The sequence below is a fragment of the Methylobacterium sp. XJLW genome, from assembly GCF_003254375.1.
In the GTDB taxonomy this organism is placed as follows: domain Bacteria; phylum Pseudomonadota; class Alphaproteobacteria; order Rhizobiales; family Beijerinckiaceae; genus Methylobacterium; species Methylobacterium fujisawaense.
In genome coordinates, this window is sequence record NZ_CP016429.1 from 5,831,695 (window position 1) to 5,844,239 (window position 12,545).

General features: G+C 70.8%; 14 protein-coding genes. 7 read left to right on the top strand and 7 right to left on the bottom strand.

What is annotated here, in order from left to right:
• Positions 1-11: 11 nt before the first annotated feature.
• From A3862_RS26850 to A3862_RS26875, 6 genes are all read left to right on the top strand, one after another.
• Positions 12-1,292 carry an App1 family protein gene (locus A3862_RS26850; protein WP_043388746.1) on the top strand — a complete coding sequence of 427 codons (1,281 nt, stop codon included), beginning with the start codon at positions 12-14 and terminating at the stop codon, positions 1,290-1,292.
• A 124-nt stretch (positions 1,293-1,416) separates the two neighbouring features.
• The gene (locus tag A3862_RS26855) at positions 1,417-2,532 is read left to right on the top strand and encodes an alpha/beta hydrolase (RefSeq protein WP_043388744.1); all 1,116 of its coding nucleotides are present in this window, start codon (positions 1,417-1,419) and stop codon (positions 2,530-2,532) included.
• 150 nt (positions 2,533-2,682) lie between these two features.
• Positions 2,683-2,940, top strand: a complete 258-nt coding sequence (locus A3862_RS26860; protein ID WP_043352044.1) for a hypothetical protein — start codon at positions 2,683-2,685, stop codon at positions 2,938-2,940.
• A 37-nt stretch (positions 2,941-2,977) separates the two neighbouring features.
• Entirely contained in the window at positions 2,978-4,144 is a 1,167-nt protein-coding gene (locus tag A3862_RS26865; protein ID WP_111474120.1) for an MFS transporter, read from the top strand.
• A 65-nt stretch (positions 4,145-4,209) separates the two neighbouring features.
• Positions 4,210-6,399 (top strand): primosomal protein N', encoded by a 2,190-nt coding sequence (locus A3862_RS26870; RefSeq protein WP_043388741.1) that lies wholly within the window; start codon positions 4,210-4,212, stop codon positions 6,397-6,399.
• Positions 6,400-6,473: 74 nt separating this feature from the next.
• Positions 6,474-6,836: an STAS/SEC14 domain-containing protein gene (locus tag A3862_RS26875; protein ID WP_043352080.1), complete on the top strand. Its 363-nt coding sequence runs from the start codon at positions 6,474-6,476 to the stop codon at positions 6,834-6,836.
• A gap of 6 nt (positions 6,837-6,842) precedes the next feature.
• Here the strand turns inward: A3862_RS26875 and A3862_RS26880 are convergent, their stop codons facing one another.
• The 6 genes from A3862_RS26880 to A3862_RS26905 form a co-directional block, all read right to left on the bottom strand.
• Entirely contained in the window at positions 6,843-7,232 is a 390-nt protein-coding gene (locus A3862_RS26880) for a hypothetical protein (RefSeq protein ID WP_043352078.1), read from the bottom strand.
• A 359-nt stretch (positions 7,233-7,591) separates the two neighbouring features.
• Positions 7,592-7,798 carry a Trm112 family protein gene (locus tag A3862_RS26885; RefSeq protein WP_043352039.1) on the bottom strand — a complete coding sequence of 69 codons (207 nt, stop codon included), beginning with the start codon at positions 7,796-7,798 and terminating at the stop codon, positions 7,592-7,594.
• Between the two features lie 12 nt (positions 7,799-7,810).
• A complete protein-coding gene (locus tag A3862_RS26890) occupies positions 7,811-8,476 on the bottom strand; it encodes an LON peptidase substrate-binding domain-containing protein (protein WP_043352038.1) in 666 nt (221 codons plus the stop codon).
• Positions 8,477-8,525: 49 nt separating this feature from the next.
• A complete protein-coding gene (gene trxA / locus A3862_RS26895) occupies positions 8,526-9,440 on the bottom strand; it encodes a thioredoxin (RefSeq protein WP_043388738.1) in 915 nt (304 codons plus the stop codon).
• An 82-nt stretch (positions 9,441-9,522) separates the two neighbouring features.
• Positions 9,523-9,990, bottom strand: coding sequence for a hypothetical protein (locus tag A3862_RS26900; protein WP_043352034.1), 468 nt, complete (start codon positions 9,988-9,990; stop codon positions 9,523-9,525).
• Between the two features lie 122 nt (positions 9,991-10,112).
• Entirely contained in the window at positions 10,113-11,090 is a 978-nt protein-coding gene (locus tag A3862_RS26905) for a glutathione S-transferase family protein (protein ID WP_043760800.1), read from the bottom strand.
• A gap of 264 nt (positions 11,091-11,354) precedes the next feature.
• On the opposite strand from A3862_RS26905, the gene A3862_RS26910 reads away from it, so the two are divergent.
• On the top strand, positions 11,355-11,579 hold the full coding sequence (locus tag A3862_RS26910) for a hypothetical protein (protein ID WP_043352033.1): 225 nt from the start codon (positions 11,355-11,357) through the stop codon (positions 11,577-11,579).
• Here A3862_RS26910 and A3862_RS26915 read toward each other — a convergent pair.
• Positions 11,573-12,532, bottom strand: a complete 960-nt coding sequence (locus A3862_RS26915) for an alginate O-acetyltransferase AlgX-related protein (protein WP_043755950.1) — start codon at positions 12,530-12,532, stop codon at positions 11,573-11,575. The genes A3862_RS26910 and A3862_RS26915 overlap by 7 nt on opposite strands.
• Positions 12,533-12,545: the final 13 nt, after the last annotated feature.

Genomic DNA, 12,545 nt, shown 5'->3' on the forward strand with positions numbered 1-12,545 from the left:
GCGGCCGGTCCATGGCCTCACGCGTGCGCAAGGGCGCCACCAAGGCGCTGCGGGTCCTCACCCGGCCGGTCCGCCGGGCGCAGGGCCGGGGCGGCAAGGGACCGGGCGGCCTCGTGGTCGAGCCGTACCGCGGCTACGGCTCACGCGATGAAGTATTCCTGATCGGCCGCGTCTTCCGGCAATCGCCCGGGATCCCCGGCGAGGATCCCGATTCCCTGCGGGCGCAATGGCGCGACCTGCGGCGCCGCATCGCCCGGCGGGCGATTGCCGGAGCCGCCGTGACCGCCCGGTTCGGCGACGACGCCGTCCGGGTCGAGACCGACCGCGACGGTTATTTCCGTCTGCACCTGCACCCGCGCACGCGACCGGCTGCGCCGGGGGAGTGGCACGCGGTCGATCTCCTTCTCGACGCCGACCCGCCGATCCCCGCCGAGGGCGCGGTGTTCATCCCGCCCGACCAGTGCCGTGTCGTCGTCGTCAGTGACATCGACGACACGGTCATGCGCACCGGTGTCGCCAACAAGCTGACGATGCTCTGGCGCCTGTTCGTGGAGGATGCCGAGAGCCGGGTCGCCTTCCCGGGTGTGGCCGCCCTCTACCGGGCCCTGCATGCGGGCGCCGGCGGCGGCGAGGGCAACCCGATGCTCTACGTCTCCCGGGCCCCCTGGGGCCTCTACGAAATGCTGTCGGAATTCTTCCAGCGCCACGGCATTCCGGCGGGGCCGGTGCTGTTCCTGAGGGAATGGGGCCTGTCCTGGACGCATCCGCTGCCGCGCCGGGCCACCGACCACAAGCAGGCGCTGATCCGCCACATGCTCGCCCTCTACCGGGATCTGCCCTTCGTGCTGATCGGCGACAGCGGCCAGCACGATCCGGAGGTCTACGCGCAGATCGTCGAGGAGAATCCCGGGCGGGTGCTGGCAGTCTACATCCGCAACGTGTCCCGCGACTCGGCCCGGGTCGAGGAGATCGTCCGCCTCGCCGGCGCCGTCGCCCGGGCCGGATCGAGCCTGGTGCTGGCCGGCGACAGTGTCGCGATGGCCGAGCATGCGGCGGCCATCGGGTTGATCGCCCCCGAGGCGGTGGCCGGCGTCGCCGACGAGCATGCCGCGGCGGAGACCGATACACGGCGGGAGACCGCCCGGATCACGCCGGATCTCGCCGGTTCTGCCGCCGAGGACCCGATCGCCCCCGAGGCGATCGCCGAGGCGCTGGCCGGTGACGGCGCCGTGCCGGCGACCCTGGTGGTCGAGCCGGCCACCCCGGCTGCGCTGCCGCGCCTCGAAGCGTGAACGCAAGGCCGTGATCGTAACCGGGGCCGCTGTCGCGGTCCGCCCCGTCCGATACTTCATGGATCCACGCAGCCGGCCCCCGCCGAGACGGGTCCGCAGACCGGGCTGCCCAGGAGGAACCGAGATGCGCCTGAGCCTGTCCGCGCTGCTGATGATCGCCTGCGGAACCCACGCCGCCCTCGGGCAGGCCGCACCCGCCGAGAGGCCAGTTCCCCGTTTCGAGCAGCTCGAGGCCGAGATCGGAGCGGCCAATGCCGCGCCGGGGCCACGGACGGTACCGGCCAAGGTCGTGCCGGTGCCCGCCGACACGACGAGTCCGCAATTCCGCACGGCTGTGGCGGCGCCCTACCGCGTGCCGGCCTGGAACGCGAACCCGCCGGACGCCGCGGCCTGGAAGGCCCTGGTCGACCGGCTGGCCGCCGCCGGCGCCGCCGCCCTCCCCGCCCTGCGTGAGAAGCTCGGCGTCACCAGCGAGGCCGCCGTGATCGGCGGCGTGAAGGCCTTCGTGATCCAGCCCCGGCAGATGCCCGAAGCCAACCGCAACCGCCTGCTCCTGCACATCCACGGGGGCGGCTACGTCTACAATCCCGGCGAGTCCGGCACGCTGGAGGCGATCCTGATGGCCGGCCTCGGCGGCTACAAGGTCATCGCGGTGGATTACCGCATGCCGCCGGATGCCCCCTACCCCGCCGCCATGGACGACGCGACCGCCGTGTGGCGCGCCATGCTGACCATGCAGAAGCCTCAGAACATGGCGGTGTTCGGCACCTCCACGGGCGGCGGCATGACCCTGGCTCTGATGCTCCGCGCCAAGGCCGAGGGACTGGCGCTGCCGGCGGCGATCGGCCTCGGCACGCCCTGGTCCGACATGACCGAGACCGGCGACAGCTACCGGACCAACGAGTGGCTGGACAACGTCCTCGTCAGCTATTCCGGCTACCTGACGCCGGCCGCCAAGCTCTACGCCGCCGGTCGGGACCTGAAGGACCCGCAGCTCTCGCCGATCTATGGCGATTTCGCCGGCCTGCCGCCCGCGATCCTGATCACCGGCACCCGCGACCTGTTCCTGTCGAACACCGTGCGCACCCATCGGAAGCTGCGCGCCGCCGGGATCGAGGCGTCCCTCCAGGTGTTCGAGGGCATGTCCCACGCCCAGTACCTCTTCACCCCGGACGCCCCGGAGACCAAGGAGGTGTTCGCCGAGATGGCGCGGTTCTTCGATAGCCATCTGGGGCGGTGAGACGCGGCGCGGCGGGCTTGCGCGGGGCTTGTCCTCACGAAATGGTGCAATGCAGCATTTCGGTGGGAAGCCTTCACATACCGGTGGCGATGCCTAGGTTTGGGCGCTCCCGTGCCGGTCCACGCTCTTCGAGCCTGTTGGAGCCCATCCGTGCAAACCTACACCCTCGCCATCGCCGACGGCGTCTTGTTCGCCTGCCTGCCCGACGAGGCCGACATCACGGCCGCGATCACCGACGCGACCGCCACCAATTACGGGTTCGGCCTCAGCCTCGACATCGTCCGTGGGGCAACCCTGACCAACGCGGCGGGGCCCGAGGACGAGGTCGTCTGGCAGGAAGGTCCCGACAGCGAGCTGCTCGACGCGCAAGGGCGGCGCTACCGCTACGCCGTCCGTCGCCCCTGCTGACCTGACTTCGGGAGGCCTGCCGGACTACGTTCCGCCCATGCAGAAGCGGGCGCCAGGGGCGGAACGACGTGGCGGGCTCCCCCGGTTCCTCGTCCTGTATGCGGCGCTCTACGGTGCCTATGGCGTTCTGTCGCCGATCCTGCCGGGCTTCCTGGCGGCCCGTGGCCTGACGCCGGCTGAGATCGGTCTTCTTCTCGCCGCCGCGGGTGCGCTGCGCCTCGGGATCGGGCCGCTGGCCGGTGCCTTCGCCGACCGCCATCGCGTCGGCAGATCCATTCTTGCGGCGAGTCTCGCGCTGGCGGGGCTCAGCACCCTGGCGCATCTGCCGGGCGTCGGGTTGGCGCAGTTGATCGCCCCGGCTCTGCTCTATGCGGTGGGCACCGCGGCCCCGGCGCCGCTCGTCGACGCGCTGGCCCTGGCCGCCGCGCGGGGCGGGGCGGCGTTCCAGTACGGCTGGATCCGTGGCGCGGGCTCGGCCGCTTTCATCGCGGGCACCGCCGCCGCGGGCTGGTCGATCGGGATCTTCGGCCTCGCCGCCGCCCTCGTCGCGAGCGGCGGCCTGTTCCTCGCCGCCGGTGCGTCGGCCCTGGCGCTGCCGGCGGATCGGGCCCGAACGACCCGGGCCGGGGCGCCGTGGCACGGTTTCGCTGCCCTGATCGCGCTGCCGCGTTTCCGCCGCACGGTGCTGGTCGCCGCCCTGGTGATCGGCGCCCACGCGATGCACGACGGCTTCGCCATGATCCTGTGGCGCTCCGCCGGGATCGCGCCGGCCACCGCGGGCCTCCTCTGGTCGGTGTCGGTGGCCGCCGAGGTTCTGGTCTTCCTGCTGGTCGGGCCGCCCCTGCTGGCGCGGATCGGCCCTGCGGCAGGCGTCGCGGCCGCGGCCTGCGCGGGGGCCGTCCGCTGGGCGGTGCTGGGCTCCACGACCGCGATCCCGTGGCTCGCCGCCGTCGAGGCCCTGCACGGGGTGAGCTTCGCCCTCCTCCACCTCGCCTGCCTCGGGCTCATCGAAGCCACCACGCCGGCCGACCTCCGGACGACCGCGCTGGCCCTGTACGGCACCCTGGGCCTCGGCCTGTCCGGCGTCGCCGCGACCCTGGCCTCCGGGGCGCTCTACGGGTCGTTTGGGGCTTCCGCCTTCTGGGCGATGGCGGCCCTGAGTCTCGCGGCCCTGCCGCTGGTGCCGGGGCTGCGGGATCGCTGAAGCGGCGGGTTCTTTTCCCGGGCCTGTGGTACGGACCCGGAACGGACCCGCCCGAAAAGCCCAGCATGCCCGTCGTCGCCGAGATCCTGATCCCGCTGGCCCTCGATACACCCTACAGCTACGTGGCGCCGGCCGGGCTCGACCTCGCCGCCGGCGACGTGGTGCAGGTGCCTCTCGGACCGCGCGAGATCGTCGGGGTCGTCTGGGGCGTGGCCGAGAGCCCCGGCGGCTCGAACCTGCGGCCTGTGACCGACCGCCTGCCCTTCCCGCCCCTGTCGGACTCGCTGCGCAGCCTCGTCGACTGGATCGCCCGCTACACGCTGGCGCCGAAAGGCTCGGCGCTGGCCATGGTGTTGCGCCTGCCCGACGAGGCGGCGGCCGGCGAGACCGCCCGGGTCGCCGTGCGCATCACCGACAAGCCCCCGGCCCGGCCGACCCCGGCCCGCACCAAGGTCCTCGCCGCGGCCGCCGACGGCGGTCTGCGGGGCAAGAGCGCCCTGGCCAAGGAGGCCGGGGTCTCGCTCTCGGTGGTCGACGGGCTCATCGACGACGGTGCCCTGGAGACCGTGGCGGTCGCGCCCGAGCCGGTCGCGCCGCGGCCCGATCCGGACTTCCCGCGCTCGCCGCTCTCGCCCGCCCAGGCCGAGGCCGTGGCGGCTCTGGTCGCGCCCTTTCCGTGGGACCGGCCGCCGGCGGAGGATCCGGCCGATCTCAGGCCCGTCCTGCTGGAGGGGGTCACCGGCTCGGGCAAGACCGAGGTCTATTTCGAGGCCGTGGCCGCCTGCATCCGGGCGGGCCGCCAAGCGCTGATCCTGATGCCGGAAATCGCGCTGACGGCCCAGTTCCTGGACCGCTTCGCAGCCCGGTTCGGGGTTCGGCCGGCGGCGTGGCATTCCGGAATCGGCGGCAGGCGTCGCGAGCGCCTGCGGGCCGCGGTGGCCGAGGGCGAGGCGCTGGTGGTGGTCGGCGCGCGCTCGGCCCTGTTCCTGCCCTTCGCGCGGCTGGGGCTGATCGTGGTCGATGAGGAGCACGAGACCGCCTACAAGCAGGAGGACGGCGTCCATTACCATGCCCGCGATATGGCGGTGGTGCGCGGGCGTCTCGAGTCCTGCCCGGTGGTGCTGACCTCGGCGACGCCCGCCATCGAGACCCGCGTCAACGCCGCAAGGGGGCGCTACCGGCACATCCTGCTCCCCGAGCGCTTCGGCGGGCGGCGCCTGCCCGACATCGCGGCGATCGACATGCGCCTCGACCAGCCCGAGCGCGGCCGCTTCCTGAGCCCGCCGCTGGTCAACGCGGTGAAGAGCACCCTGGAGCGCGGCGAGCAGGCGCTGCTGTTCCTCAACCGCCGGGGCTACGCGCCCCTGACCCTCTGCCGGGCCTGCGGCCACCGCTACCAGTGCAAGAACTGCTCGACCTGGCTGGTGGAGCACCGGTTCCGCCGGGCGCTGGTCTGCCATCAATGCGGCTATGCCGAGCGCCGGCCGGAGGCCTGCACCGAGTGCGGCACATTCGACAATCTCACCGCCTGCGGCCCCGGCGTCGAACGGATCGCCGAGGAGGCCACGGCCTTGTTTCCGGACCGGCGCGTCGTCGTCCTGTCGAGCGACTTCCCCGGCGGCGCGGAGCGCCTGCGGCAGGAACTCGATGCCGTGGCAGCCGGCGAATGCGATATCGTGATCGGGACGCAACTCGTGGCGAAGGGCCACAATTTCCCGTTCCTGACCCTGGTCGGCGTGCTCGACGCCGATATCGGCCTGACCTCGGGCGATCCGCGGGCCGCGGAACGGACGTTCCAGCTGCTGCAGCAGGTCACCGGCCGTGCCGGCCGCGGAGAGAAGCCCGGCCGCGCCCTCGTCCAGACCTACCAGCCGGACCATCCCGTGATCGCGGCCCTCCTGTCGGGGGATGCCGAGCGCTTCTACGCGGAGGAGATCCAGGCCCGCGAGGCGGCGGGCCTTCCGCCGTTCGGGCGGCTCGCCGCGCTGATCGTTTCGGCGACCGAGCGCGAGGTGGCGGAGGCCCACGGCCAGGCGCTGGCCCGCGCGGCCGAGCCGCCGGAGGGCGTGATGGTGCTGGGTCCCGCCGAGGCGCCGCTGGCCCTGGTGCGCGGCCGATACCGCTTCCGCCTGCTCGTGAAGACCGAGCGCAACGTCGATCTGCAGGCCTACCTGCGCGCCTGGATCGCCCGGGGTCCGAAGGTGCGCGGCAACGTCCGGGTCGCCATCGATGTCGACCCGCAGAGCTTTTTGTAGGACACTCGGGCGACGGGCGGCGGATCCCGGCCGGAGATTGGCCGGGACGCATGCGGTTCCCGGAGGAGCGATCAGTGCTGACTTATACCAAGACGCCGGATTCCAACGTCGCCGAGATCGTGGTCGACGGGAAGATCACCGACGAAGAGATGAACGCCATGATGACGGCGATGAAGGCCGACCTCGACAAGGGCGGCAAGATCAAGCTGCTCGAGGACATCCGCGCCTTCGAGGGCATGGAGCCGGCCGCCTTCTTCAAGGATCCGCGCTTCGGCTTCTCGATGATGAAGAGCGTCAGCCACGTCGCCCTGGTGACGGACGCACCCTGGCTCAAGGCGCTGGCCGAAACCTTCAATTTCGTCTCGCCGACCCAGATCAAGGTGTTCGAGCGGGCCCGCATCGACGAGGCGCGCACCTGGCTCGCAGCCGCCGTCTGAGCGGTCTCAGTCGGCCTGCGCGGTGCGGGTATCGCTGCGCCGCGCGGTCCAGTGGCCGGAGCAGAGGGACGAGACCTTCCAGGTCCCCGCGCCGCTCCCGGCCCGGAGCCGCCCCGTTCCCGTGCCGCTCGCGGTGCCGTTGTTGACGGTGAGCCCGACGCTGCCATCGGCCCCGACATGCCCGTTCACCTGCGCGCCGGCGGCGCCGGAGATCAGCTGCACGTGACCCTCGCGAATGGCGAGCGCGTAGGTGTAGCGGGCGCTGCACAGACCGGTTTCCGTGACCAGTTCCACCGACCACCGTCCGTTATGCGTGCCGGGCTCCGCGCTGGCGGGCGCGCAAAGGGGAAGGAACAGGCCGGCGGCGAGGGCCGCGACGGCGGTCAGCTTGATCATGCGGGGCGATCTCTCAGCGAAGTGGATGCCGCCTGAGGCGGGATGCACGGTCAGAATCATCGATCGGGGATGACTCGACGCTGAACGATCGAAGCGGCAAGAGTATGGCCGCCACGCGTTAGCTCAAGATAGATCAGGGTCGGCGAAGGGCGGAGTAATAGTCAAGCTCGATAGAGCCGAATCTGCTCTCCGATCGGAAGACCTGATGCCAAGTCTCGCCGACATCCTGAGGTTTGGCAGGGGGCGGCCGGCACGGGGCGCGCCGAGCCCGACCGGAGGGAGTGGGTCCCGTAAGCACGGGGCGCTCGGGATGCGAAGCGACGCGGGCTGCCCCCCGCGCAAACGAGCGGCCCGGGCGATCAGTCCGTCAGCGGCCGGGCTTCTTCCGGCAGCATGATCGGGATCCCGTCGCGGATCGGATAAGCGAGCTTGGCGGAACGGCTGATCAGTTCCTGGCGGACGGAATCGTATTCCAGTGTCCCTTTGGTCAGCGGGCAGACCAGGATCTCCAAAAGCTTCGGGTCCACGCGGGTCGCTTCGACGGGGGCGGTGAGGTCGTTGGTCATCGTTCGTGCAGCCTATTGCATCGTCGACTCGGGGCCCGAGCCGCGAACCAGTTCCATCTGCGTGACCGCGATCAGGATCTCGGCCCGCGTCTTCAGGTCGGGGGCCTCGAGCATCGCCTGTTTCTCGCGCACACCGAACGGACTCATCATGCAGAGAGCGTTGACCAGCGCCTCGTCGGGCGCCTCGTCGATTCCGGCCCAGTCCACCTTGAGGTCGTTCGACTCCACGAAGTCGCGCAACGCCTTGAGCACGCCCGCGCGGTCGACTTGCTCCTCGCCCGCCCGGGGCTCGAAGTCCACAGCGAAGTCGTCATAGGAGACGTGGCAGCGGCGATAGGGGCCGATCGATGCCAATTCGCTCTCGACCCGGAAGCGCGTGATGCCGGTGAGCGAGATCAGGTATCGTCCGTCGCCGGTCTCCGCGTACTGGGTCACCCGCCCCGCGCAGCCGACGCGGTAGAGTTTCGGATTGGCCCCGCCCGATCCTTCCGGATCCGGCTGGATCATGCCGATGATCCGGTCCGTGCGCATGGCATCGTCGACCATGGCGAGATAGCGCGGCTCGAAGATGTTCAGCGGCATCTGCCCGCGGGGCAGCAGCAGCGCCCCGGAGAGGGGGAAGACCGGGATGACCGCGGGACAATCCGCCGGGCCCTTGTAGCTCGCATGGGTGCTCATGGCGCCTCCCGGGGGGGCCGATTGGTGGTCCGAAGCGCGAGCCGGAACCTCACGAGAACAAAAGCGCCGAGAGCTTGCGCCGTCCGCGGATCGTATCCGGATCCATCACGCCCCAGGCCTCGAAGAACTGCAGCAGCTGCTTGCGCGCCCCGTCGTCGTTCCAGTCCTTGTCGCGCCGGCGCAGTTCGATCAGGTGGTCGACCGCCTGGCCCCGCTCGCCTCGGGCGGCGAGGCCCAGCGCGAGGTCGAACCGCGCCTGATGGGCGTCCGGGTTGGCCTCCACTTCCCGCTGCACGCCCGCGAGATCGCCGAGCGAGGCGGCCTGCTCGGCGAGTTCGAGGGCGGCGCGGATGCCGGCGAGCGCCGGATCGCCAGCCTTCGCCTCCGGCACCATGGCCAGAACCCGCTTGGCGTTCTCGATCTCGCCTGCGTCGAGCTGCATCTTGGCGAGGCCGGCCAGCGCCGTGACGTTGTCGGGCTGCTGCTCCAGGACCGCCGCGTAGATTTCCGCAGCACCGGCGAGGTCGCCCTCCTCGATGAGGGCGGCGGCGTCCGCGAGCGCGGCCTCGAGCGGATCCTGCTGAGGACCGGCCACGCGCCCAATCAGCTCCTTGATCTGGCTCTCGGGGACCGCGCCCATGAAGCCGTCGACCGGCTGGCCCTTCTGGAAGACGATGACCGCCGGAATCGACTGGATGCCGAGCTGACCCGCTATCGAGGGATGCTCGTCGATGTTCATCTTCACCAGGGCGACCGCGCCGGCGGCCTCCCGGACCACCTTCTCCAGCACCGGCGTGAGCTGCTTGCAGGGCCCACACCAGGGCGCCCAGAAGTCGACCAGCACAGGCCGGTGCATCGACTCGGCGAGCACGTCCTGCCGGAAGCTCGCAGTGGTCGTGTCCTTGATGAGGGTGCCGGTGTCGCCGGCCGGGGCACCGCCCCCGGCGAGGGTGTCGTTGAGCATCGGTCTGGCTTCGGAACCTTTTTCGTGGAGTTCCCTAAATGGGGCTTCCGCCATGATCTGACCAGCCCAAAGACAGGGACGCTCAGCGGGCCGGTGCGGCGGCCGGCGCACCGGCAGGCGCCTTGGCCGCAGTCACGAACGTTCCGGCAAACGGGCGTCCGTCGGCCGTGCTGGCCTCGCAGGTGATCGCGGTGCGGCCCGGTTCCGGGGTGGAGAAGCGGCAGGCGCCGATCGCCAGGATCGGGGCGCCATCCTTTCCGGTGGTGACCACGTTGATCGGCTGCAGCGGATCGGTCTCCTCGGTGGCTTCCTGCTGGGCGCCGTTACCGCTGAAGCTGAGCGCCTGACCGTCGGAGGTGGTGAAGTCGAAGCTGGTGCGATTGCGGCTCACCGCGTTCGTCAGGACGTTGCTGCAGGAGCTGCTCAGATCCTGCGTGCCGATCACGAGCTTCTCGCAGGTGCCGTCCAGCCGCAACGCGGCCTGGGCGCGTGCCGCGGAGGGAAGACTGACGAGAGCGCAGAGCAGCGCGAGGCGCAGGCGATTGGTCATGGCGGGTCGGGCATCCTCCGGTTGAGAGCCGAACTAGGCGCACGGCGTCCGCCGTCGAGGGGGCGGTATCGGGACGGGGCCGGCGTCGGGCTCACCACGGGCCGAACCCCAGCCGCAGCCGGCTAGCCCGCAAACCGCAGGGCGCGGTCGTTCGGGGCGGCGAAATCCAGCTCCGGTCCGAGGGGCACGATCCCCGTCGGATTGATGGTCGGATGGCTCTCGTAATAATGCCGCTTGATATGCGTCAGATCGACGGTCGGCGCGATGCCGGGCATGGCATAGAGATCGCGGAGATAGTTCGACAGGTTCGGATAGTCGGCGATCCGGCGCCTGTTGCACTTGAAGTGCCCGACATAGACCGCGTCGAATCGCACCAGGGTGGTGAACAGGCGGATATCCGCCTCGGTCACGCGGTCGCCGCAGAGGTAACGGCTCCGGTCGAGCCGCGCTTCGAGCGCATCGAGCTCGGCGAACAGGGCCTCGAAGGCTTGGGCATAGGCGTCCTGGGTGGTGGCTAAGCCCGCCTTGTAGACACCGTTGTTCACCCGGTCGTAGACCCGAGCGTTCACCGCGTCGATCTCGGGACGCAGGTCCGCCGGGTAGAGATCCGGACCCGTGCTTCCGAAGGCGTCGTTCAGCATCCGCAGGATCTCGGCGGATTCGTTCGACACGATGGTGCCGCGCTCCCGGTCCCACAGCACCGGCACGGTGACGCGGCCGCTGTAGGACGGGTCGGCCGCCAGGTAGACCTCGTAGAGGCGCCGTGCGCCGTGGATCGGGTCCGGCGTCGCGCCCGGCGTGTCGCCGAACACCCAGCCCTCGGCGCCCATGTGCGGATCGACCACTGAGACGGAGATCGCGTCTTCCAGCCCTTTGAGCGCGCGCCCGATCAGCGTGCGGTGCGCCCAGGGACAGGCCAGGGAGACGTAGAGATGGTAGCGGCCCGGCTCGGCCCGGAAGCCGCCCGATCCGGAGGGACCCGGTGATCCGTCGGCGGTCACCCAGTTGCGGAAGGCGGAGGCCTTGCGCTCGAAGCGGCCGCCCGTCGCGGCGGTGTCGTACCACTGGTCGCGCCAGATGCCGTCCACGAGGAGGCCCATCGTCGTCTCCGGTCCCATAAGCGATCCGACCCAGATGGGCCTCGCGCGGCGTCTGTGAAGACGGATGCCGGTCTGCATCCGAGGAGCGCCGACCGCGCGACCGGTGCGCCCGGTCCCGCCGGCCCGCGAGTTCTGCGCAAGGCAGGGCTGCGCCGATCCTTCTGTTGCGGTGCAGCAAACTGAGCCATCTCTCGGGCACCCACCCGTCGCCGCGCACGTGCCGCAGCGGCCCGATCGCGTGGGGAGATCGATGGAGGTGAAGTGATGTCGTTCGCGCTGGTGCCCGTCGCCGAGGCGGCCCTGTTCACGTTCGGATGCTTGGTGATCCATGCTCTGCGGCGCCATGCCGACGTGGTCACGGCAACGCTCGCGTGCCTCGCGACACTCCTCGTCCTGATGATCGGGATCGCCTGCGCGCCGGAATCCGTCGCCAAGTATCAGGCCGCCAGCGTCACCGACTTCGCCCGCCTGGATCCGGCCATCTACTGAGGCGCCACGGCACGTCCCAGGCCGTCGCTCCTGAGCCGCGCGAGGCGACCGCCCGTCCCGCGCTGACCGGCGACGGCCACGTCGAAATCGTCCTTCGGCAGCTTGGCCAGGAAGCGCTCGGCGATCTCGAACAGCAGGATGTCCGGACGCACGCGCTCGATGTAGGGCCAGTCGAGGCTCGAGGACCAAACGAAGTGAACCTCGCTGAAACTCTCGGCGAGCAGCCCGGTCAGCAGGAACGGGTCGAAATGGGCGCAGGAATCGCCGAACAGGACGAGCCGTCGCGGATCGGCCCCCGGGGACGGGTTTCGATAGACGACATGCGCGCCGACATGCACCTCGCGGTCGCGGCCCTGCGCCTCGTAGGCGGCCAGTAGCGGCCCGGTCTCCACCCGAATCGCATCGCGCTGCAGCATGAACCGCTCCAGCCGCTCGCGCGGCCGCTCGGGCAGCTTCTCGCCGAGATCCATAATCTGTTCCGAGACGGTGCCGGGACGCCCGCCGATATCAGCGGGCGGAACCGCCCCGAGCGCCCGCATGATCTCGCGATAGGCCAGCAGGCACCCCTGCGCGGTCCAGTGGGTGTCGGTGCGCAGGTAGAGTGGCGTCGCTCCGTTGCGGGCAGCGCGAAGCGGCGCGAGAAGGTCGAGATAGGCCGGGTGTCGCGCGAGGCGTCGGGCCAGTCGCCGGGTCGAAGCCTTGCCCGGCGCGTAGCGCAGGCCGTCGGTCTTGTCGTCGTAGACCGACAGCTTCTCCGGCACGATCACGTGGAGGCAGCGAATGCCGAGGTCCTCGGCCCGCCGCGCACGGGCCTTGATCAGCCGCGTCCAGCCGCGCAGCAGCAGCCAGTGCCGCAGACCGCCGCGATACCGGTCCATGACCCGGTTGGTTCCTCCGGTGAGAAATAACCAGCCGTCGCGGCCGACATGGACGCTCTCCCTGCCTGAAGACATGACGGTGCTTTAG